Origin of the sequence: Streptomyces sp. NPDC096012, assembly GCF_040426375.1 — a bacterium.
Classification (GTDB): Bacteria; Actinomycetota; Actinomycetes; order Streptomycetales; family Streptomycetaceae; genus Streptomyces.
Map to the genome: position 1 here is coordinate 17296 of NZ_JBEOTD010000027.1, position 20667 is coordinate 37962.

The 20667-nt window shown below is 70.8% G+C and carries 21 protein-coding genes and 2 pseudogenes; 9 read left to right on the plus strand and 14 right to left on the minus strand.

The annotated features are described in order from the left end of the window. Positions 1-324: 324 nt before the first annotated feature. Positions 325-1095 (minus strand): TetR/AcrR family transcriptional regulator, encoded by a 771-nt coding sequence (locus ABVB68_RS24055; RefSeq protein WP_353603187.1) that lies wholly within the window; start codon positions 1093-1095, stop codon positions 325-327. 105 nt (positions 1096-1200) lie between these two features. Between ABVB68_RS24055 and ABVB68_RS24060 the strand changes: the two genes are divergently transcribed. The 4 genes from ABVB68_RS24060 (at position 1201) to ABVB68_RS24075 (ending at position 4124) form a co-directional block, all read left to right on the plus strand. Continuing rightward, entirely contained in the window at positions 1201-1596 is a 396-nt protein-coding gene (locus ABVB68_RS24060; RefSeq protein WP_353603188.1) for a VOC family protein, read from the plus strand. A 196-nt stretch (positions 1597-1792) separates the two neighbouring features. After that, a complete protein-coding gene (locus ABVB68_RS24065) occupies positions 1793-2290 on the plus strand; it encodes a transposase family protein (RefSeq protein WP_353603189.1) in 498 nt (165 codons plus the stop codon). A gap of 168 nt (positions 2291-2458) precedes the next feature. Then, on the plus strand, positions 2459-2860 hold the full coding sequence (locus tag ABVB68_RS24070; protein ID WP_353603190.1) for a YciI family protein: 402 nt from the start codon (positions 2459-2461) through the stop codon (positions 2858-2860). Positions 2861-2870: 10 nt separating this feature from the next. Beyond that, complete coding sequence (locus tag ABVB68_RS24075) at positions 2871-4124, plus strand: RNA polymerase sigma factor (protein ID WP_353603191.1); 1254 nt, start codon at positions 2871-2873, stop codon at positions 4122-4124. A gap of 8 nt (positions 4125-4132) precedes the next feature. Here ABVB68_RS24075 and ABVB68_RS24080 read toward each other — a convergent pair whose 3' ends face one another. Continuing rightward, positions 4133-4348, minus strand: coding sequence for a hypothetical protein (locus ABVB68_RS24080; RefSeq protein ID WP_353603283.1), 216 nt, complete (start codon positions 4346-4348; stop codon positions 4133-4135). On the opposite strand from ABVB68_RS24080, the pseudogene ABVB68_RS24085 reads away from it, so the two are divergent. Then, positions 4310-4577 (plus strand): annotated as a pseudogene (locus ABVB68_RS24085) (oxidoreductase dimerization domain-containing protein); the annotation flags it as partial. The gene ABVB68_RS24080 and the pseudogene ABVB68_RS24085 sit on opposite strands and share 39 nt — an antisense overlap. 7 nt (positions 4578-4584) lie before the next feature. Here ABVB68_RS24085 and ABVB68_RS24090 read toward each other — a convergent pair. Continuing rightward, complete coding sequence (locus ABVB68_RS24090) at positions 4585-5127, minus strand: DUF5709 domain-containing protein (protein WP_353603192.1); 543 nt, start codon at positions 5125-5127, stop codon at positions 4585-4587. Positions 5128-6110: 983 nt separating this feature from the next. Here ABVB68_RS24090 and ABVB68_RS24095 point away from each other — a divergent pair. From ABVB68_RS24095 to ABVB68_RS24105, 3 genes are all read left to right on the plus strand, one after another. Next, positions 6111-6857 carry a hypothetical protein gene (locus tag ABVB68_RS24095; RefSeq protein ID WP_353603193.1) on the plus strand — a complete coding sequence of 249 codons (747 nt, stop codon included), beginning with the start codon at positions 6111-6113 and terminating at the stop codon, positions 6855-6857. Further along, positions 6854-7192: a winged helix-turn-helix domain-containing protein gene (locus ABVB68_RS24100; RefSeq protein ID WP_319753895.1), complete on the plus strand. Its 339-nt coding sequence runs from the start codon at positions 6854-6856 to the stop codon at positions 7190-7192. Before ABVB68_RS24095 ends, ABVB68_RS24100 begins: the two co-directional genes overlap by 4 nt. A 284-nt stretch (positions 7193-7476) precedes the next feature. Then, positions 7477-8502, plus strand: coding sequence for an alpha/beta hydrolase family protein (locus ABVB68_RS24105; protein WP_353603194.1), 1026 nt, complete (start codon positions 7477-7479; stop codon positions 8500-8502). 332 nt (positions 8503-8834) lie between these two features. On the opposite strand, the gene ABVB68_RS24110 is transcribed toward ABVB68_RS24105, so the two are convergent. The 11 genes from ABVB68_RS24110 to ABVB68_RS24160 form a co-directional block, all read right to left on the minus strand. Beyond that, positions 8835-9233, minus strand: a complete 399-nt coding sequence (locus ABVB68_RS24110) for a site-specific integrase (protein ID WP_353603195.1) — start codon at positions 9231-9233, stop codon at positions 8835-8837. A 130-nt stretch (positions 9234-9363) separates the two neighbouring features. After that, a complete protein-coding gene (locus ABVB68_RS24115; RefSeq protein WP_353603196.1) occupies positions 9364-9489 on the minus strand; it encodes a hypothetical protein in 126 nt (41 codons plus the stop codon). Positions 9490-9977: 488 nt separating this feature from the next. After that, a complete protein-coding gene (gene mscL, locus ABVB68_RS24120) occupies positions 9978-10421 on the minus strand; it encodes a large conductance mechanosensitive channel protein MscL (RefSeq protein ID WP_353603197.1) in 444 nt (147 codons plus the stop codon). A 544-nt stretch (positions 10422-10965) separates the two neighbouring features. Then, positions 10966-11919 (minus strand): anti-sigma factor RsbA family regulatory protein, encoded by a 954-nt coding sequence (locus tag ABVB68_RS24125; protein WP_353603198.1) that lies wholly within the window; start codon positions 11917-11919, stop codon positions 10966-10968. Next, complete coding sequence (locus ABVB68_RS24130) at positions 11916-12260, minus strand: STAS domain-containing protein (protein WP_353603199.1); 345 nt, start codon at positions 12258-12260, stop codon at positions 11916-11918. The genes ABVB68_RS24125 and ABVB68_RS24130 overlap by 4 nt, the downstream gene beginning before the upstream one ends. 142 nt (positions 12261-12402) lie before the next feature. Then, positions 12403-15183 carry an AfsR/SARP family transcriptional regulator gene (locus tag ABVB68_RS24135; protein ID WP_353603200.1) on the minus strand — a complete coding sequence of 927 codons (2781 nt, stop codon included), beginning with the start codon at positions 15181-15183 and terminating at the stop codon, positions 12403-12405. Between the two features lie 286 nt (positions 15184-15469). After that, the gene (locus ABVB68_RS24140; RefSeq protein ID WP_353603201.1) at positions 15470-16813 is read right to left on the minus strand and encodes an FAD-dependent oxidoreductase; all 1344 of its coding nucleotides are present in this window, start codon (positions 16811-16813) and stop codon (positions 15470-15472) included. Positions 16814-17057: 244 nt separating this feature from the next. Beyond that, positions 17058-17477, minus strand: a complete 420-nt coding sequence (locus tag ABVB68_RS36995; RefSeq protein WP_503006222.1) for a DUF397 domain-containing protein — start codon at positions 17475-17477, stop codon at positions 17058-17060. Continuing rightward, positions 17461-18636, minus strand: a complete 1176-nt coding sequence (locus ABVB68_RS24150) for a helix-turn-helix domain-containing protein (RefSeq protein WP_353603202.1) — start codon at positions 18634-18636, stop codon at positions 17461-17463. The genes ABVB68_RS36995 and ABVB68_RS24150 overlap by 17 nt, the downstream gene beginning before the upstream one ends. A 206-nt stretch (positions 18637-18842) precedes the next feature. Then, positions 18843-19388, minus strand: a complete 546-nt coding sequence (locus ABVB68_RS24155; protein WP_353603203.1) for an ATP-binding protein — start codon at positions 19386-19388, stop codon at positions 18843-18845. Positions 19389-20055: 667 nt separating this feature from the next. Then, a complete protein-coding gene (locus ABVB68_RS24160; RefSeq protein ID WP_353603204.1) occupies positions 20056-20190 on the minus strand; it encodes a hypothetical protein in 135 nt (44 codons plus the stop codon). Here ABVB68_RS24160 and ABVB68_RS24165 point away from each other — a divergent pair. Then, positions 20161-20493: pseudogene (locus ABVB68_RS24165) on the plus strand (saccharopine dehydrogenase NADP-binding domain-containing protein); the annotation flags it as partial. The gene ABVB68_RS24160 and the pseudogene ABVB68_RS24165 sit on opposite strands and share 30 nt — an antisense overlap. Positions 20494-20667: the final 174 nt, after the last annotated feature.

Sequence of the window (20667 nt, forward strand, 5' to 3'; positions counted from 1 at the left end):
TGGCCCGTGGACCATGTTGGTCGTGACGAACTTGAGAACGATCGGGACTTCCGGTCTGCGGCCCGGTTTCGCCAGCCTTCAACTTCCGGGTGAGTACCCGTTCCTGAACCGGCGGTAGACCGACCGCCGGTGACCGCGCGGTCACCGGGGTGGCGGCGCGGCCGTGGTCGGCCGGTGGCGCGGCCGCGGAGGCGCTGCGGGTCGCGGGGCTGCTGCGGGCTCGTCCCCGTGGAGGCCGCTGACGAGCTTGGGATCGATAGTGGCGACGCGGCCGGCGGCCAGCGGACGTGAACGCGGACGCTGCCGGATCGGCACGTGAGGTTTCTATCGGGAACGGCTCACGATGAGGTGGGAGAGGCCGTCCAGGATGCGCTGCAGCCCGAAGCTGAAGGCGTGTTCGGGGTTGTACACGCCCTGGTGAGCTGCACCCGCGGCACTTCCGACCCGGGCTGCGAGGGGGAACCGGTCAGGATCGAAAACCCTGGCCAGAAGGGGCGCGTTGGCTGCCCACCACTGCTCGTCGGACATGGCGCTGTCGCGGGCGGCAGCCTGGGTATCGAGGTCGGCGCGGGCGACGGACTGGACGAAGCCAAGCAGGAAGGTGAGGGCCGCGTCCATCTCGACATCGTCGAGCCCGAGGCCGTCGAACGCGGCCAGTTCGTGTTCGTACTTGGCCATGAGCCCGGGACCGAGCGGCGGGCGTGTGGTGGGCAGGGCCACCACCCAGTGGTGGCGCCTATAGAGGTCGCGGTTCTCGCGCGCGACGGCCTCCACCCTCGTGTGCCACGGGGCGGCTGTGTGATCGGTACGCGGCATCTGCAGATAGGCGGCATCCAGCATGAGGTCGAGCAGCTCCGCCTTGCCCGGGACATAGGTGTAGAGCGTCATCGGCGTGACGCCCAGCCGCTGGGCAACGCTGCGCATGGTCAGGGCGTCCAGCCCACCGGAGTCGGCGAGCTCGATGGCGGCCTGGACGACCGCGTCGACCGTCAAGCCCTGCTTAGGGCCGCGCCGGGAGCCACCTTGTCCGGGCTCCCGCCACAGCAGTTCCAGAGTGCGGGCCGGGTCGTCTGCGTCGCTTCGTTCTTTAGCCATGCGCTCCATCCTTTCCCCTGAGGGCACTGGCTCCTTGCCCCACCTACTCTGTACGAGGTATAGAGTACAGCGTACAGAGATTGGTCTCGGACTCTAGGAGAAGCCATGAAGATCACTTCCACCGCCGTCTCCCTGACCGTCGACGACGTCCCCGCCTCCGCCGCATTCCTGACCAGGCACTTCGGCTTCCAGGAGGCCATGGCCGCCGAAGGATTTGCCTCACTGGTCCGCGAGGACGCCATCAACGTGATCTTTCTGCAGCGCGGCATCGAGGTCCTACCCGAGGGCGTCAGGAACCAGCACGCCGCGGGTGTGATCACCGCGTTCACCGTGGCCGACCTGGAGGCTGAATACGAGCGACTGCAGAGCGAAGGCGTCTCCATCACCATGCCGCTGCGCGAAGAGCCGTGGGGAGAGCGCCTCTTCCAGGTCACCGACCCGAACGGTGTAATCCTCCAGCTCGTAGCCTGGGCCACACCCGACAACCGGTTACGGCCTTGAGGCCGATCGTGGAGGTGGCGGTCGACTCGTGATGCGAGAAGGGCCGTACTGGTGGAATGAGTTGTGAAGCTGACCTGGGCCCGTGCGGCCTGCACTAACCCTGCCCTGTGCGGCGTCTCCCGCGCGCACTTCGGCTTGATGGCGCTGAGGTGCAGGTCCGCCGCCCCAAGGCGGGCGCCCCGGCCGGAAGGCGTTCGTGTCCGGCAAGAAGAAACAGAACACCATCAAGACCACCGCCTTCAGCGACGGCCAGGGCCGCACCCTCTTCTCCGGCGTCGTGCGCCCGGGCAGGATGCACGAGCAGACCTGCGTGCGCACCCAGGGCATCGCCGAGCAGTTCCACCAGTACCCGACGGTGAAAGCGGAGGTAGATGAGGGCTACCGGGGCCTGGTCAACGAGTTCACCGACCAGGTCAGCGCCCCGCCGAAGAAACCCAAAGACGATGTCCCGCTCGGCGAGCGCCACGCCTGGCGCGAGCAGCGGCGCCGCCCGTCTTCCCAGCGGATCTGCGTAGAGCACACCAACGCCGAGTACAAGCAGTGGCGCCCGCTCCAGCGCTACACCGGGCGGCGCAAGGATTACGCCGACACACACCTGGCGATCGCCGGGCTGATCTCCGACCGATCCGCTCAACGGGCAACCCGGCGCAAGACGAGCACAGAACTGGTACCCGTCCGACAGCCGGCCTGCTGATCACCCTCCAGCCGACCCGCCAGGCCACCACACCCCGACATCAATCGTTCCCAAAGTCGTAAGTTCTTTCGCGGATTCCCGCCGAGGATGTCGAAACCCTCGGGCGTGCTTCTACCTACCCGTGACAGCCCCTGCCCGGGGCGGGCACGACGAACGAGGAGCAGAACCATGAAGTACATGCTGCTGATGCAGTTCAGCGAGAAGAACGCCGACTTCCCCAAGCTCGACGAGTGGAGGCCCGAGGAGATCCAGGCCCACATCCAGTTCATGAAGCAGACCAATGCCGGCCTCGCCGCCGCTGGTGAGCTGGTCGACGCCCAGGGCCTGGCCATGCCGGAGACCGCCCGGATCGTGCGCTCCCACACCGGCGGAGCGCCGGTCGTCACCGAGGGCCCGTTCCCGGAGTCCAAGGAGTGGGTGGCCGGCTGGTGGATCGTGGACTGCGACACCGAGCAGCGGGCGATCGAGATCGCCGCCGCGGTCTCCGCGGCCCCCGGCCCGGGCGGACGGCCGCTCAACATGCCGATCGAGGTGCGTCAGATCATGGCGGCCCCGCCCACCGAGCTGTGAGCACTCCCCGATGACGACTTTCGAACCAACCGTCGACGACCTGCTGCGCACGCTCGCGCCGCAGGTCGTCGGCGTGCTCACCCGCCGCTGGGCGGACTTCGCCGCAGCCGAGGACGCTACCCAGGAGGCCTTGCTGTGCGCCGCCACGCAGTGGCCGGCCGAGGGTGTGCCGCGCAACCCGCGCGGCTGGCTGGTCCGGGTCGCCGGCCGCCGGATGACCGAGCAGGTCCGCAGCGAGCAAGCCCGCCGTCGACGCGAGGAGCTGGTGGCCGGTCAGGTCCCCGCCGACCGGCGGTCCGCGCCCGGGGCCGACGCCGGTGACCAGGGTGCCCACGATGACACCCTCGCGCTGCTGTTCCTGTGCTGCCACCCCGTGCTGTCGCCGGCCTCGGCGATCGCGCTCACCCTCCGCTCGGTCGGCGGGCTGACCACCGGCGAGATCGCCGCGGCGTTCCTCGTCCCCGAGGCGACCATGGGCCAGCGGATCAGCCGGGCCAAGCAGCGGATCAAGGCCTCCGGGGTGCCGTTCCGGATGCCGGAGCTCGCCGAGTGGCCAGCCCGGCTGGACGCGGTGCTGCACGTCCTCTACCTGATCTTCAACGAGGGCTACGCCAGCAGCACCGGCCCCGAGCTGCGGCGCGTCGAACTCTCCCGGGAGGCGATCCGCCTCACCCGGGCCGTCCACGCGCTGCTGCCGGACAACGCCGAAGTGGCCGGTCTGCTCGCGCTGATGCTGCTCACCGAGGCACGCGGGCCCGCCCGCACCGGCCCGGACGGCGAACTCGTCCCGCTCACCGAGCAGGACCGCAACCGCTGGGACACAGCCGCGATCGCCGAGGGCGTCGCGCTGATCACCGCCGCCCTGCCGCGCGGCCCGGTCGGCCCGTACCAGGTGCAGGCCGCGATCGCGGCCGTCCACGACGAGGCGCCGACCGCCGCCGAGACCGACTGGCCGCAGATCCTCGCCCTGTACGGAGTGCTTGCCCGCATCTCCGGCAATCCGCTGATCACCCTGAACCGGGCGGTCGCCACCGCCATGGTGGACGGCCCCGCCGCCGGCCTCGCCCTGCTCGCCGACGCGCCGCCCGCGCTCGCGGGCCACCACCGGCTGTACGCGGTCCGCGCCCATCTGCACGAGCTCGCCGGGGACCGGGAGGCCGCCGTCGCCGACTACCGCACCGCCGCCCGCCGCACCGCCAGCCTTCCGGAGCGGCATCACCTCAGCCTGCGCGCCGCCCGACTGGCCGCGCGAGCGGGAAGGTGAGCCCCCGGTCAGAGAGGTTGGGTGAGCGCCGGCGTCGCCAGGAGCTTCAGGAACGGGCGTACGGTGCCGAACCGGGTGACGAGCTGGGTCCGCCGTGCCTCGTCCGCGTCGGAGTCGAGCGGCGGGGGCAGCTCGAAGAGCGCGGCGATCGGTCCGGTGGACGCGTGGGGCTCAGGCGTGCGGAACGGGGACCGGCACGCGGGCAGATCATCGGCGACTCGCACGGCATGCTCCAGCTGCTGGTGTCACCGGAGGACTGCACACTGCTCGGCGCGCACTGCTTCGGTACGGGGATCACCGAGCCCATCGGCATCGGACAACGGAGGTGGGGTCCGGCGGCGCCGTCGACCACCTCGTCGACGCCGTGTTCACCTACCTGATCTCGCGGAGTCGTACAAGATCGCCGCCCTGGACGCGACGAACAAGCTGCGGCAGATCGACCGTCTGCGGGACCGACTCCTCAGCTCTGCGAGTGCCGATGCCGGGGGCGGGGGTACAGCAGGGGATCGTCCGGAGGAATGGGGTCGTCGTCGGGCGGCGAGAAGTCGTCGTCGGTGATGTGGGTGGCGGCCTCCTCGGCACTGGCCGCTCCCCCGTCGATGCCCACGTCGTAGGCGATCTCTTCCTTCTCGTCGTCGGGATGTGCGCCCTCGTCCGGGGCCATCAGGCGGCCGGCACGCGCCTCACCCGCCTCCGGGTCGATGAGCTCGCCGTCACCGCCGGGCAGGTCGCCCACCCCGTCACCCTCCGGCTCCCGCACATCCGGCTCCTCCTGGACCAACCGCTGGTCGAGGCTCTCGCCCCTCCGCTGCTCGGCCGCGGTCGTGCCGTACTTGGTGACGCCGAGCGGCTTCTCTGGCGGGGAGTACCCCTCGTCGAGGAGTTCGTCGTAGTTCGGTTCCCCGAGCGCGTCCTCCAGGTCGTCCAGCCGTGCGGCGTCCTCTTCACGCACGTCGTTCTGGGTCGGCTGATAGACGTCGTCGGCCATCGGATCGGTGTCCACGAGTTGCCTCCCTCCATCGAGTGGCTCTTAGGAACGCCGGCATCCGCGTTTCCCGGTATGGCCGTCCCAACCAAACCGCTTGGCCGGAGCGCTGATGTGACTCCGGACAGTGAGAGGAGAATCACCCTCCGTTCATCTTGGCGGGTCGATCAGCGGACGTGTCATCACACCAGCACACGGTGTGACCGGCCCTTGGGGAACGTGGGAAGTGGCAGCGAGGACCGCACCCGGCGGGCGGCCCGCTGACCGGGCCCCCCGGCGCGGGCGGGGCCGGCGTGAACGCGGTGCCGCGTCCCTTCGAGGTCCCTGCGCGAAGCCGCGGACGGCGACAGCCCGGGTCGCGGCGGGCCCGGCGTACGCGCGCACCGGGGACGGCGTCCCCTTCCGCAGGCCACGGACCGCCTCCCAGTCGACGCCGGGCAACTCCGGCAGCGCGCGGACGTCACCGAGCCGGTAGAGCGAGACGGTGTCCGTACGGTAGCGGCCGACCTCCTTCTCGTAGACGTGCGCCGCCGCGCGGACCCACCCGGCGGCCTCGACGTACTTCCAGTCGCTCGCCCGGCAAGCCGACGGGTTCGCGGATTCTCGAGGCGGAATCGCGGGGAACCGGAGGGAGACCTGGCGCGCGCTGGCGGAGCAGCCGACGGGTTCGGGACCAACCTTGGGAGAGCGTTCGTCCGGTCGGCTGTGGGTCAGGTGGGCTGCCGGCCGGGTCGTCGGCCAACTCGATCGCCACGGTGATGCGCTTGCCCAACGGTTCGCGGTGGACACAGAAGATCTGGCATACGGCCAGGACGATCTCCAAGCCGTGCTGCCCGACGCGGCCGGGATCCATCGCCACGATCGCGGGCAGAGTGGTGCTGCTGTCCCACACGCTCACCTCCATGGCGCCCCCGTCGACCTCCAGAGTCAGCAGAGAAGGACCCGAAGCGACTGCACGGACGTCTCTTGCAATAACTAGTTTGTAATGCAAAGCTGACTGCGTGACAGACGCATCGGTGCCCTCACAAGGCACGCCTCATGAAGTCCTCGCCGGCCTCGGTGACCTGACCCGGCGGGTCCGTGCCGCCCAGCGCGGCGCCTGGTTCCCCCTCCTGCTGTTCGGTGTGCTCACGCTGGGCGCAATCGTGGCGAGTCGTCTCACTTTCAGGATCGAGTCCGTTCCCTGCCCCGCCAGCAACCCCACGACAGGCACCGGATGCACTGCGGTCACACAGGGCTCGCCGGTCTACTGGCCCGTCGGGCTCGCCCTCGCGTACGCCGCGACGGCGTTCTTCTACATTCGCCGCTCCCGCAACCGCGGCGTAGGCACCCCGGTCCGGCCGTACATCCTCACCGGGATCGTCCTCGGCGGCCTGGTGACCGCCACCACGCTCTGGGCCATCCACCACGGGATGCCGAAGCCCGGCCAGCCGCTCGACCTCTGGGGCCTGCACCTCGACCCCGCCTCAAGGGCGGCAATGCTCCTCCACCGCCTCATCGGGAACGCCACAACCATCGGGCTGCCGCTGCTGGTGCTGTGCTGGGTGGAACGCAGCCGCGCCCTGCTGCTGCTCACCGCCGTGTACCTGGCCATCGATCTGGTGCCGCTCACCGACGGCTGGGCCGGGATCCCCTACACCTCGCCCTGGTCATCCCTGCCCCACTACGGCGTCCAAGGCGTCTTCCTCCTGCTCGGCGCCCTCGGCTTCGGCCTGGCCGAGCTGCCCGCTAAGCGCGCCCGCTCATGAGCGAGCAGACCGACCAGCACCCCGTCAACGGCCTGGACGACGTTGTCCACCAGCGCGTCCGCCTCGGCATTCTCACCGTCGCCCACCAAGCCCGCCGTGTCGAGTTCGGCTTCCTGCGGACAACGCTCGGCCTCACCGCCGGAAACCTCAGCCAGCACCTGGCCACCCTGGAGAAGGCCGGACTGATCGACATCGAGAAGGGCTACGAGGGCAAACGCGCCCGCACCTGGCTCTCCCTCACCCCCGCCGGCGCCCAGGCCCTCCAGGACGAAGTCAGCCAACTCAAGCGGCTCATCCACCAGATCGAACAGGGCAGCTCAGACCCACAGCCCTAGCCGGCATCGCCCGGGAACTCCTCCGTGCGCCGCGACCGGCTCGCGCTGGTCGCGGCGCACGCGTGCAGCATGCCCAACGCCATCCAAAAGACTGGGGAAGACCTGTGACCACGACATCGGTCACCACCCGAACGGACATGACGCGCCGCCGCATACTCGCGGCAGCGCTCATCACCGGCCTTGGGGCTACCGTGCCGCTCGGCGCCGCATCCCGCGCATGGGCGGCTCCTACCGCCTCCGGCCCGGCACGACTCACCCTGCCTGCGCCCACCGGACCGTACCCGGTGGGCACAGTGCCACTCCACCTCATCGACACCTCACGCCCGGACCCCGCGGCCGGTCCCGGGCATCACCGCGAGCTGATGGCCGGCGTCTGGTACCCCGCGTGCAACACGGAGAACCTGCCGCGCTCTCCCTGGATGACCGACGGCGCGCTGCGGGCGCTCCTGACGGACGTCGGCTTCCCCCTCGACCCCACCCTCGGCCCGCTCACCGCCGGGCATATGGGCGCGCCCGTGCACCGTACGAGCCACCCTCTGCCCGTCATCGTGTACTCGCATGGAGCGGGCAGCCACCGCGGCGACCACACCATCATGGTCCAGGAACTCGCCAGCCACGGCTACGCCGTGGTCACCGTCGACCACACCTACGACACGTTCACCGAGTTTCCCGACGGCCGGGTGCTCACCCCGGCCGACTTCCCCCCGATGTTCCCAAGGGACTTCGCCGCGGACCTCCGGTTCCTGCTCGACTGCGTGGAGCAGCTCGCCGCCGGGCGCAACCCCGACGTCGACGGCAAACCACTGCCCCGGGGCCTGCTCGGCGCCCTCGACCCGCAGCGCATCGGCGCGTTCGGCTGGTCGAAGGGCGGTACGGCCACCGCGCTCACCATGCTCGCCGACCGGCGCGTGCGCGCCGGGCTCAGCATCGACGGCCCGATGCAGCCGACCATCACCGCCGATCTGGACCGGCCGTTCATGATGATGACCGCGGTGTTCACCCGGGCCGCCATGCCGGACGTCGCCGAGTTCTGGACGCACCTTCGCGGTTGGCGGCTCGACATCCAGGCCGACGGCGCCGTCCACAACTCGTACGGCGACGACGCGACGCTGATCCCGCAAGCGGGCAAGATCCTCGGCATGACCGACCAGCAAATCCAGGACTGGATCGGCACCCTCGACCCGGCCCGGGCGGTATGGATTCAACAGGCCTACCCGCTCGCCTTCTTCGACCAGCACCTGCGACACCGCATAAGGCACCTCCTCGACGGCCCGAGCGCGGCCTTCCCAGAGGTGAAGTTCATCCGGTGAAGCGTTGGACCGCGCGGTACGCGGTCCAACCAGGGCCGCCGGAAACGCCGTCCCTGTCCGGCCGTGGCCTTCGCAAGGGCGGCCACCCGCGCGCGTAGCTCTTCCCTCGCGTGATCGGCCCTTCTACCCGCTGGCCGTTGCCGTTGCCTTCCTCGCGGGTCGAGGGTTCGCGCAGCGGCCTGCGGCCGGCCTCCTGCGGGCGGAAGAACGCGTAGCGGCCGAGTGGTCGAAGCGGAGTGGTGAAAGGCGGGCAAGGAGGTAGTCGGGCCGGGGACTGCCGATCAGGCTTGGGTGGGCTCTGGCCCGAAGCGGTGTGGGTGGGCTGCTCTGACCTACTTCAGCGCGGTCGTGTCGGAGATTCCGAAGACGCGCATCAGGTGCACGGGGTCGGCAGTTTCGTGTGCCTCATCGAGCAGCCGGTCGATGCGGAGCGTCCGGGGCTGGATACCGAGCTTTCTGAGGATCAACCGCAGCCCGTCCTTGGACACCGGAGGGCCGTTGGGGTCGACCGCGGTGACCTGCGTGACGATCAGGTGCGGCTTGGTGCTGCGGGGCCAGCGCTCAGCCCGTTCGCGAAGCCAGTCGGTCAGAAACTTCATGGTCAGTTCGTCGAGATAGACGACGTGATCACCAAAGCGGCGGCGGATGACCAAGCGTCCCGCCGGACGGTCGAGGCCGGTCAGGAGCTGATGACGGATCTCCTGGGGCCCCAGCGCGTGGATGGCCACCAAGGAAAGACGGCGACCTTCGCCATCGCGGTCGGTGCCTTGTCCAGCAGACCCACGAGCCGGTCTGACGGGATGCGCCGGGGTGCGTTGACGGTGGAGGCCACGGAGACACCGCGGGCTGGATCGCGGAAGATCACGCGCTCGCGTTCCTGTGCGCCCGCTTGCCGGGGCCGGCGAAGTAGCAGTCGACCTGCCGCGAGGTGAGATGCCACGGCACGGTGTCGTAGAAATCGCAGACCTCGACGATCGGCTGCACCACCTGCCGCAACGTGGTCGCCGCGAGCCCAGCCACGTCCCGCGCCCACGTGACTCGGCCACGGTGTCGTGGAAGAACGCCACCTCGTCCGCCTCGCTAGAGATCGCTGATGCTCGCTCCTGCAGCGTCAGCACATCCGCCAGGCCCTCTTCTGCCCGGGGCTGTTGCGGCGCCGGGGCGGCAGGTGGTGGTACCAGCGACAGCCGACGACCTCCCATGGACCGGCAAATTACGCGGATCACTCACAGAATCTGCCAGTTACAGCAGAAATCCCCCACGAACGCGTGAGAGACCAGAAGGTGCCACCTAGCTGCTGAGATGCAACAGCGTCAGCCAAGGACCGCTCGGGGAACCCGTCGGAACTCCACTTATCTCCAGCACGTCCGTGGCGGCGGCCTGCGCGGTGACGTACTGCTCGCCGCCGGTCACCACGGTCACCACGGACGTGCGCGCGACGGGCCCGGCAGCCGGGCCGGGCCGTGGAGGTCGGGTCACCCGGCGCGCTGGGTCGTCTCCCCGGCCTGAGCGGGTACGGCGGGCAGGGAGACGGTGCAGGATGCGCAGCGTCGGGCCTCGGCGGGTACGGGGCTGAGGCATTCGGGGCAGTCCCGTTTGGGGGCCTGGACGTCATGGTGCGGGGCGAGGCGTTCGTGGAGTTTGTTGATCGGGAGCACGACCAGGAAGTACAGGGCGCTGGCGAGGAGGAGGAAACTGATCGCCGCGTTGATGAAGGCGCCGTAGGGGAACTTGGTGGCGCCCACGGTGAAGGTCTTGCGGCTCATGTCGCCGGCGGCGCCGGTGGCCAGCCCGACGAGGGGTGTCAGGAAGGCGCTGACGAAGCCGTTCACCACGGCGGTGAACGCTGCCCCGATGACGATGCCGACGGCCAGGTCGACCACGTTGCCGCGCAGGATGAAGCTGCGGAAGCCCTTCACCTTCTCACCCCTCAGAGACTCTCGACGTCGACGGGCGGCACCGAAAGCGCGGCCAGCCCACCACCTCCACCTCGGATGCCCTGCCACCCCACACGCATGCCGGCTCCGCCGCGCGACACAGTGATCCGCGCTGCGCAGGTGGTGCCCACGGCACCCGGTGTGCTCGGGCCGGCACCGACGCCCCTACGCCTGGGCATGCCGCGGCCACGGGATGACGGCTTGGTGCAGCTCAGCGACGTCTCCCCTACGGCATGAAGTGAGCGCACTCCTCGGTGGCGGCAGGCGTCATCCGGTGTCACCGGCCGACGGGCCCGACCCTCGCCGGTCGGCGACCGGCCGGCCTGCGGCGCGCCTTCCGGATCAGGGGCGTGCCGCGGGTGAGGGACTGCCGTCCGCGGGCCGGGGTCGGTGGTCGCCGGCACACGGGAGGGTGTGGGTCAGCGGCGGGCGCCGGGGCGGTCGCCGCCGCGGTGGTTCCGCCGCCTGGAGCGAATGGGCGCCGATGTGGGAGCGCTTCGCCCGCACAGAGCCGCCGCAGGCGCCTCTACTTCCTGCAGATCCGCAGGCGTACGGCGGTGCCCTTGGGCCCGGTCCGCACCTGAACGGTGTCGCAGAGCATGCCGACCCCCCAGATGCCGAACCCCGACTTCCGGGCGGACTCCGGTGGCACCCAGCTGAGGAACTCCTCGGGCTGCCAGTGGCCGGAGTCGGTGATCTCGCATACGAGGCCGTCGTCGGGCCATACACGCAGGGACACCGGCGCCCGGCCGTGACGGAGGGCGTTGGTCGCCACCTCGGTGACGGCGACGAGGACGTTGTACAGCCCGTCTCCCGCCACTCCGCAGTTCTTCGCCTGTTCAGCGACGAAGACCCGTACCGCGTGCAGGTCGTCCGGACGGACCTCCATCGAGGCGGCGGAGTGCCCGGAGGGCGGCAGCGGCCGGTTGTCGACGTCGGCGACGAAGTCCCGGGGGTCCCGGTAGTCCGGGTTCTGCCGCAGCCGGGCGCCCTCGTGGATGCGGGGATGGGTCTGGCGCACCAGGGAGATGACCTCGGGGGGCAGCACCGAGGTGTCGTAGCAGCAGTAGCTCCGGAAATCCGCGTCGGCGAAGCCCATGTTGAAGATCGAGTCGTACCGGACCCACTCCATCGCGTCCGGGTAGTGCGACCAGTCGGCCGACGCGAGGACCCACGCCGGGCGCGAGCCGAGCGTCCTGGCGACGGCCATCATGCCGGCCATGGCCCGCACGGGAGTGCTGTAGAAGTCCGACGGATCGATGAACTGCACCGCCGCGGCGTCCCGGCCGAGCGAGTCGCGCAGCACCTCGGCCTCCTGCCGGGGGGTGACCGCGAACGTCGGGTCGCCGGCCTCGATGCCCTCGCGAAGGTGGGGTATGGCGCCCGCCAGGAACTCCTCCTCGTCGCCGTACAGAAGAGCGTAGTGCTGGACTGCCTGACCGGCCTTCACAGGCTGATCCGCGGGTGCCTCGGCGGTCATGACATCTCCTTCCGCCCCTGGACGAGTCCGGGCAGACGCTCCCAACTGACTGTCTGGATCAGGTTTTCCACCTGTGGCGACAGGTTGTCCAGGACGAACCGGACCCCGTTGCCGCAGCGCTCCACCAGGCACGTCAGCAGCCGCAGGGCGCCCAGGTCGATGAAGCGCAGTCCGCCGAGGTCGAGCCGTACATCGCCGCCTTGGGCCGCCAGCGGGGACAGCGCCTCGATGACCTCCCGGTGCCGCGTCGCGTCGAGCTCCCCCTCCAGGCGCAGGCCGGGAGGATCGGCGGTCGGTGTGATCCGGAGCATTCGCTCGTCGGGGTGGGCAATGACTTCCATGAGGCCTACCAGGTTCCGGATGGGTGAACTCTTGGAGTGGATCGAGGGCCCGACCGTAGAGGAAGCAGAGGCTTCCCGGAAGGCCCCGGACCAAAGTACCCGGCGGGTGATTCCGCCGAGCCACAAGGCAGTTGATGCACCGTCACCTTGTACTTTCCTCCGTGGCTTGTGGCCCGACCCGCAGTGTCAGGCAGGCAGGGAAGAACGCGCTCCAGGTGTATCCGCGCCAGCGCACGTACGCGCCGACGTTTCCGTCCGCGAGGATGGTGGCGCGTCTCATGTGCTCCTGCGCCTCCTGGATCCTGCCTTCGTCGAAGAGGATGAAGCTGATCTCGTTGAGGGCGAGGCTCTCCAGGGCCCGCTCGCCGGTCTCTCGCGCGTGCCGCAGGCTCTCCCGCAGGCAGGACAGGGCGTCCTCGGTCCTGCCCAGCCCGAGGTACACCCGTCCGAGATTGCCCAGGCCGGTCATCTGGGCCATGAGGTCGCCGGCTTCCCGTGCCAGGGCGAGGTGCCGGTGCTGCACGGTGACGGCCTCCTCGTAGAGCTCGCGTTCGGCCAGCGCGTCCGCGAGGTTGGCCAGGGCCCGCAGCTCGCCGTCCCGGTCGCCGATCTCGCGCCAGAGCGTGAGCGCCGACTCCAGGCACTGCCGCATCTCGTCGTAGCGCCGGTGCAGCCAGTACACCGCGGACAGGTGGTCCAGCCCCGACGCCTCGCTCCCCCGGTCGCCGAGGCGGCGGGCGGTGGACACGACGACTTCTGCCAGGGTGTGCAGCTCCCGGGCGCGGGCGTGCGGGTAGAGGTACCAGTGCAGCGACCGCGCCAGCCGCATCGCGAGCCGGGCCGTGGGGTCGGTCTGGCCGGCGGCGTGTGTGACGGCGGCCATCAGGTTCGCGCGCTCGACGTCCAGCCACGCCTCGGCCTCGCGGCGGTCCCTGATCGGCGTCGTCGGCAGCGTGCCGTGGGCGGACGGGTCCTCGGCGGGGCGGTGCGGAGGCTGCGGCGGCACGTCGAGGAAGGCCACCGCCCGCTCGGCCGTGGCGAGGTAGAAGCGCAGCACGCGTTCGAGGGCCCGTTCGCGCTCGGCGGCCGACTCCTCCGCGTACACCAGCTCACGTGCGAAGAGGCGGATCAGGTCGTGCATCTGGTAGCGGCCCGGGGCGAGGCTGTGCAGCAGATGCGCGTCGACCAGCCGCTCCAGCGCGTCCTCGGCCCCCCAGCTGTCGACGCCGAGCAGCGCGGCCGCGGCCTGCAGGCCCATGTTCGAACCGGGCAGCACCCCGAGGAAGCGGAAGGCGCGTGCGGCGGCCCGGTCCGTGGGGTTCTCGCTGTGGCAGATGCCGTCGTAGCTGGCGTGGAAGCTGGCGCGCACCGACAGATCCCCCACCCGGATCTCGTCGAGGCGGTTCTGAGCGTCGGTCAGCCGTTCGACGAAGGCGCTCAGCGGCCAGCTGGGGCGGGCTGCCATGCGTGCGCCGACGATGCGCAGGGCGAGCGGGAGACGGCCGCACATCTGCACGATCGCGTCGGTCGCCTCGGGTTCCGCAGCCACCCGATCCTTGCCGACGAGCCGCTCCAGCAGAGCGGTCGCCTGGTCGTGGAACATGACGCCGAGATGGAGGTGGGTGGCGCCTTCCAGGGAGGTCAGGATCTCGCGGCTGGTGATCAGCACCGCGCAGCCGGGACCGGCGGGGAGCAGCGGCCGGACCTGCTCGACGCCGGCCGCGTTGTCGAGCACCACCAGCAGCCGCCGGTCGGCCACCAGCGAGCGGAACGTGGCGGCGGCCTCCTCCGTGTTGGAGGGAATGGCCACCTCCGGAACGCCGAGCGTCGCGAGGAACCGGCCGAGCACCTCACCGGGTTCGAGGGGCGTCAGCCCGGCGGTGGCCCCGTGCAGGTCGACGTAGAACTGGCCGTCCGGGAAGCGTTCGGCGAACTGGTGGGCGGTGTGGATGGCCAGAGCCGACTTGCCCACCCCGCCGGCACCGTCGATCACGGCCATCGCCACCCGGCCCTCGTCGCCGTCCTGCAGCAGCCGGTGCAGCACCGAGCTCTCGCCTGCGCGGCCGACGAAGGTGGTGCTGAGGTGGGGAAGCTCCCTGGGCACCACAACGGGCCTGCGCCCGGCGGCCCTCGCGGGTTCGGCGGGCGGCCGGGCCTCGAGCAGCAACGACGCGTCGGCCCGCAGGATCCGCTGGTGCAGCTGTTGCAGGGACGGGCCCGGCTCGATTCCCAGTTCCTCGGCCAGCCGGTGCCGCAGGTCCTGGTAGGCGGCCAGCGCGTCGGCCTGCCGGCCCGCCCGGCACAGGGCCACCATGAGCTGGCCCCGCAGCCCCTCGCGCAGCGGGTGCTCGGCCACCAGTGCGTCGAGTTCGTCGAGGACGGCCTCGTGGCGGCCCAGCCTCAGCCGGGCCTCGATGCGCGACTCCCGCGCCTGCGAGCGGTACCCCGCAAGGCGCATCGCCTCGGCCTCCAGGGCGGGGGTCGGCGGTACGTCGGCGAAGGGGGCGTCGCGCCACAGTGCCAGGGCCTCTTCGAGCCGCTCCGCGGCGGTCTCGGGCGCACCGCCGTCGAGCTCCCGCCCGCCCTGCTCGATGAGCTCCACGAACCGGTGGGCGTCGACCTCGCCCGGTGCCACGACGAGCCGGTAGCCGTGGGCCCGGTACCCCTGCGCGTGGGTCACCAGCAGTCGGCCCGACTCATCCCCCAGCGCCCGCCGCACCCGCGACACATAGCCCTGCAGAAGCTTGCCCACGCTCTGCGGAGGGTCGGCGCCCCAGAGTTCCGCGACCAGCCGGTCGGTGGAGACGACCTGGTTGGCGTCACACAGCAGCACCGCCAGCAGCATCCGCCACTTCGCCGGGGCGAGGGGGATCTCGTCGCTGCCGCGCCACAGTCCGAGAGGACCGAGGACCTGATACCGCATGCCACGCTCCGTCAGTCGTCACCCGTGCAAGGCAGGCCTGACGCAGGCCGGTTCCGGAGCCGGACACGTGCGGAAGCCGGGGAACCGGCCACGGACAGCCACCCTATGACCTCCAGCGGTACCTCGAAAGCGCCGAGCGCGGGGTTCGAACATCCTGGGCGCAATCTCCGCGGGCGGCAAGGTACTTGCCGACTCGCGTGCAACCGGTGGGATCCATTCGCTTCTGCTCCCTCCGTGCTCCGAGCGCGGCGCCGGTGCGCCGCGCTTCAGGGCCGGAGAGCGGACGTCACCCGCGGGCCGGCGACCGGCGGGCGGCCAGCAGGCTGCGGACGACCGTGGCGGGCCGCAGGGCCGCGCTCGGCGGAGCCAGCAGGTGCTGCATGTCGAGGACGACGCGGTGCGCGTCCACCGAGACGTGGCTGGCCAGCAGCACCTGGCGGACATAGCGGTTCACCAGGTCGGTGCCCGGCGGCCGGCGGCCCACCGTCTCCGGGTACATGAAATCGCCGCCCGTCGCCACCTGCCAGGGGCCGGCGATCACCTTGGCCGCCGCGCGGTAGTAGGCGCGGGCCATCCTCGAGGACGTGGTGCCGAACCGGTCCAGGCAGCGGCCGAGTTCCACCGCTTCCAGGGCGGCGACGCTCATGCCCTGCCCGTACACCGGGTTGAAACTGCACAGGGCGTCACCGATCGCGACATAGCCCGAGGGAGGCTGCCGCAGCCGCTCGAAGAGACGCCGCCGGGCCTGCGGATAGGTGAACCGTCGCGCGTCCTCCTCACCCACCGGCTCGGCGCGGGCGACCAGTTCTCCGACGTGGGGGGTCGGCAGCTCGGCGGCGAACTTGGCGAACCCCTGCGGATCGACGGGCGCGTGGGTCCCGTGCCAGCCGGCCAGGGTGACCGTCCACCGGTCGCCCTCGACGGGGAAGACGGCGGCCGCCCGCTTGTCGTGCGGGGGAACGCCGGCTGTCAGGTAGAGCAGTACGTCGTCGAGCAACCGGTCGTCGGCACCGCGCCGCAGCAGGCGGGTGGCGTATCCGACGTCCACCTTGACGGTGGCCACCTCGGGGGTGGAACAGCCGAGGGCGTGCAGCCACCGGTCGGACCGCGTCCCGCTCTGTCCCGTCGCGTCCACCACCAGATCCGCGGCGAGGACCTCGCCCCCGTCCAGTTCGACCCCGGTCACCCTGCCGGCGGCCCCGGTCAGCCCGCGCACCGCGAGGAGGTCGCGGACCTCCACGGTGGGCAACGCGGCCACGCGGGCCCGTACCGCGTGCTCCAGGAAGGCGCGGCTGAGGCTGATTCCCTGCAGTCCGGTGACAAAGCGGGTCCGATGGCCCCCCATCTGGTGGAAGAGCAGGTCCGATCCGGGATCGAAGGGCACCGCCCCGCCCGCGACGAGGTCGTCGGTGAGACCGGGAAACAGCTCTTCGAGCGTGCTCTGCCCGCTGACCAGCAACGCGTGCGCATGGCCACTCTGCGGCACGCCTCGCCGGTCTCGCGCGTCCCCGGGCAATGCGTCCCGGTCCACGACGGTCACCCGGGTGAACCGGTCGGCCAGCGCACGCGCCGCGACAAGTCCTGCCATCGACCCGCCGATGACCACCGCCTGTGCGCCGATCGAACCCATGGTCGGACCTTCCTTCGAGGGAACCACCGGCCTCAGCCAGTGGGAGAAACGATCCTTGGCGTGCCCGGCGCCGCGACGAAGACGCACCGGGCCGCGGCGCGGAGGGCGGCCGGGTCCTGCGCCGGGATCCGGCGTCGGCGGCTCGGGGGCGCGCCGTACATCCACGTGCGTGCGTGGGTCGCCTCACGGAGCCTCCACAACCCCGGTGAATCGGTGCCGCGACAGTTCACGGCACCGGGGCAGTCTAGAAGTGCGGTGCGGCATGGGCCACTTCACGGACTCCGACCTGTGCCGCCAGCCCGTACGAGCGGCCCGGGGGAACGACTTCCCCGTGCCTGTCAGGCGCGTGGCGGGGGCACGGACGCGGGGTGGCGGCCCCTGACGAAGCATCCTGCCACTTCAGGAGGAGCCGCGGCGCGGCCGTTCGGGTGCGACCGGCGGTGGGGGGTGCCACCGGGCGGGTAAGTGCCCGATCCCCGCCGTCTCCCAGGGCCGTGAGAAATGCATGCCACGGTTCCCGACCGAACCCGAATGCCGGGCCGTCGGGGTTCTTGCTGTCCCGGACATAGACGGCGTGTCCGGCATCGGCGACCTCCACACAGTTTCCTCCGTTTCCCATGCTGTAGCTGCTCTTGCGCCAGTGCAGTTCAGTCGGGTCCACCATCGATTTCCTTTCGCAGCCGGCTTATGAGGGTGCGCGAGTCCTGGGGGGACAGCGCGTTGGCCTGGATGAGGTTGAAGGCGAGCTGGTGCTGCCGGAGTTGATGGGCGTCGTTGGTCACCTGGCCGCCGATGAAGGACTCCCCGTAGAGGACGTCCGGCCCCTCCCGGAAGCCCATGATGCGGAACGGGGTCATGCCCCCGGGGTGCTCGCGCACGCTGAACGGGATGACCTGAAGGTGCACCTTGGGCAGCTCGGCCAGCGTCACCAGGTGTCCGAGCTGCTCGCTCATGGTCCGGCTCCCGCCGACGCGCCGACGGAGCACCGCCTCGTCGAGGGTGATCATGATCTGCGGTGGGTCGCGTCTCTCAAGAATGCGCTGCCGGTCCAGGCGGGCGGTCACGTACTGCTCGATCCGCAGCGCCGGGGCCACCGGATGGGCGGTGGTGAAGACGGCCCGGGCGTAGGCCTCGGTCTGCAGCAGACCGGGAATGGCGACGGTCTCGAATTCCTGGACGAAACTCGCCTGCTGCTCCAACTCGATGACCTGCCAGAACCAGTCCGGATAGGCGGACTTGACGAGGGAGGGCCACAGAGCCGCCAAGGCGCCGTCCGCGCCGAGCAGCCGGTCGGCCTCGACGGCGAAGCCGCGGGAGGGCATTCCCTCGGCGTTCTCCACCCGCTCGACCTCCGCCTCGGCGCACCGCAACCGCTCGGCGACCTCCCGGCGGGCGAGTCCGGCCGCCGACCGGTACCGCCGCACCATGCCCCCGAAGCGGGCCAGTACGGAGGGCAGGTTCTCACCGCGGGACTGCGTCGGGCCGGCCTCCGGCGCCCTCACCGGTACCAGTCCCCGGCCGGCCGGCGGTTGCCAGGCCACCGTCCCGTCCGGCCCGAGCGCGGCCCGAGCGATCGGCGTAGGCAGCCAGGACGACTCGGGCTGCCGCGGCGCCGGAACGCGGCTGAGCAGCCCCCAGGAATGCACGCCCGGGCGGGCCCCGGCGGACAGGGCCGCCTCGATACAGGCCCGTGCGCTCTGCTCCGTCGCACACGTGCCGCACGGACCCTGCTGGTGTCTGCTGTCGCAGACCTGGTGCACCTCCCACGCGTACAGGTGGCTGTGTTCCAGCGCGGATGAACTCCGGCCCATGCTTCCGGTCACGCCGTTCACTGGTCCTCCCTCAGGAACTGCGGCCTACCCGACCACCGGTGCCGGCTCAGGTCGATGCCGGGTGTTCGGAGGTGTATTCGTCTTCTGCTGTTCGCGTCTTGTCGTTCGCGTCTTCCGCCGTGTGCGTCGCAGGTCGCCGCCCGGGGTACGGCGATCGGTACGGAGCCGCGACGCCGCCCCCGGCCTGCCCACGCGCGTCATCGAGGCGGCGTCCCGCCGCTTCCGTCGATGGCGACGGTGCACCAGGTGGTCTTACGGCCACGGCGGTCCCGGCGCGCACCCCAGGCGGACGCGATCGCCTGCACGAGGAACATCCCTCGGCCCTGCTCCTCCTGGGGACCCGCCTGGTGGACGACGGGCTGTGCCGCGGACCCGTCGGTGACCTCCACCAACAGGCGGTCACCGATCTGCATCAGGTCCAGGGTGATCCAAGTGTCGGGTGCGTACTTGATCGCGTTCGCGAGCAACTCGCTGACGAGTAAGCGGCTGTCGTCGACGACTGCGGACGGGCACCCCCAGGACAGGAGGGCCTCGCCCACCGCCGCGCGCGCCTTGCCGACCTCGGACGCCGCCGACCGGAGGTGGAGGTGCACGTGCCGGCCGAAGCCGAGGTTGCAGTCGGAGCACACGAAGCTGTGGAAGCCTCTCGTCCCTGCCGCGGCGCGGATGCCGATCCGCATCCGGAAATCCGCCGCCTCGCGGTCGTCACGGGGGTACGGCCTGGCCGACCGCTGCCGAGGCACCTGCCCACCGTGCGACTGCTCATGAGGTACCGCACGGTGATGCGGATCATGAAGATAGGTCATGACACGCCCCTCTGCCGCAGTGGGCGGGCGTGGGGGCCGCTGCCGCTCGGGATCCGCGGCCAATGGGTGCGATCGGCGCTTCGGCCCCCCGGCACGGCGTCGACGCGGAGCGCGCTGACCGGGGGCCCGTCATGGTCGACACCCGATAACCCGGGCGAGGGACGTTCGCTCCTTACGTTTCCAGACATCGATGCTCTCCCGACAGCCGATCACCGAGGCAGCGGCTCCACCGCGGCTTGTCCGAGCTTCACCCTGCACGACCGGGGGAGAGCGGCGGTATATCGGCGGTATCCGTCCGGTCGCGGGCAGCGCGTCCGTCGTCCGAACCGAGTGGCGCGCCGTCGATCGCGGCGGCCCGAGGAGACGAGCTCCGCGGCGATGAATGCACTGCACACGAAGATCTATCGGCATGACGGGAGGCGCAGACCAATGCGGTCCTTCGGATGCTGCTCAGCTGTCGCGGTGCGCAGCGGGCTGGTTTGTCGGGCGAGCCCAGCACAAGGCCCGATGCGAGGAGGAGAACCGGGTCAGCGCGCTCACGCGAGTCGGACCATGATCGTCCGCGGTCCCGGCGGAGCGTGGTCCCCCATCGCGCCCAGTCGGCTCACCGCTCATCGCTGCCTGCTCGATCCCCGTCGCCGGGAAAAGAAAAGCCCAGTTCACGCAGGCGGGGCAGGCAGGCTTCGAGGCACTGCTCCACCGACGCGGCATCGGTACGCACGAGGATGTCGTCACGCAACGGGGCGCCACTGGCCACGAACGTCCAACGGTGCTGTCAGGGCGCAACGCGCAGACCTTGCAAGAGCTGGCCGCCAAGCACGGGTTGGAGGCCCGGGTGGCGTCGGTCGACGATTCGGCCTCGCTGGACCGGGCCCTGGCGGGAACGGCGGCGGTCATCAACTGCGCCGGCCCCTTCGCCTCGACCACCGGCCCGGCGATCGAGGCCGCGCTCCGCGCGAAGATCCCCTACCTGGACGTGGCCGCCGAGCTCGAGGCCAACCTCGACACCTTCGCCCACTACGGCGAGCGGGCCCGGGACGCGGATGAGCCGTGCTCAAGGCCGCCCTTCTCGAAGGCGAGCCGCCATGCAACACCGGCCACGTCCGCGGCGACGCTGCCCTGCGACCGCAGCGGGGCAACTGCCACTGTCAGACCCAGGTGGCAGCATCACTGAGAGAACGCCCTGAGGCGTCCTCAACTCACCTCCACAGCGAAT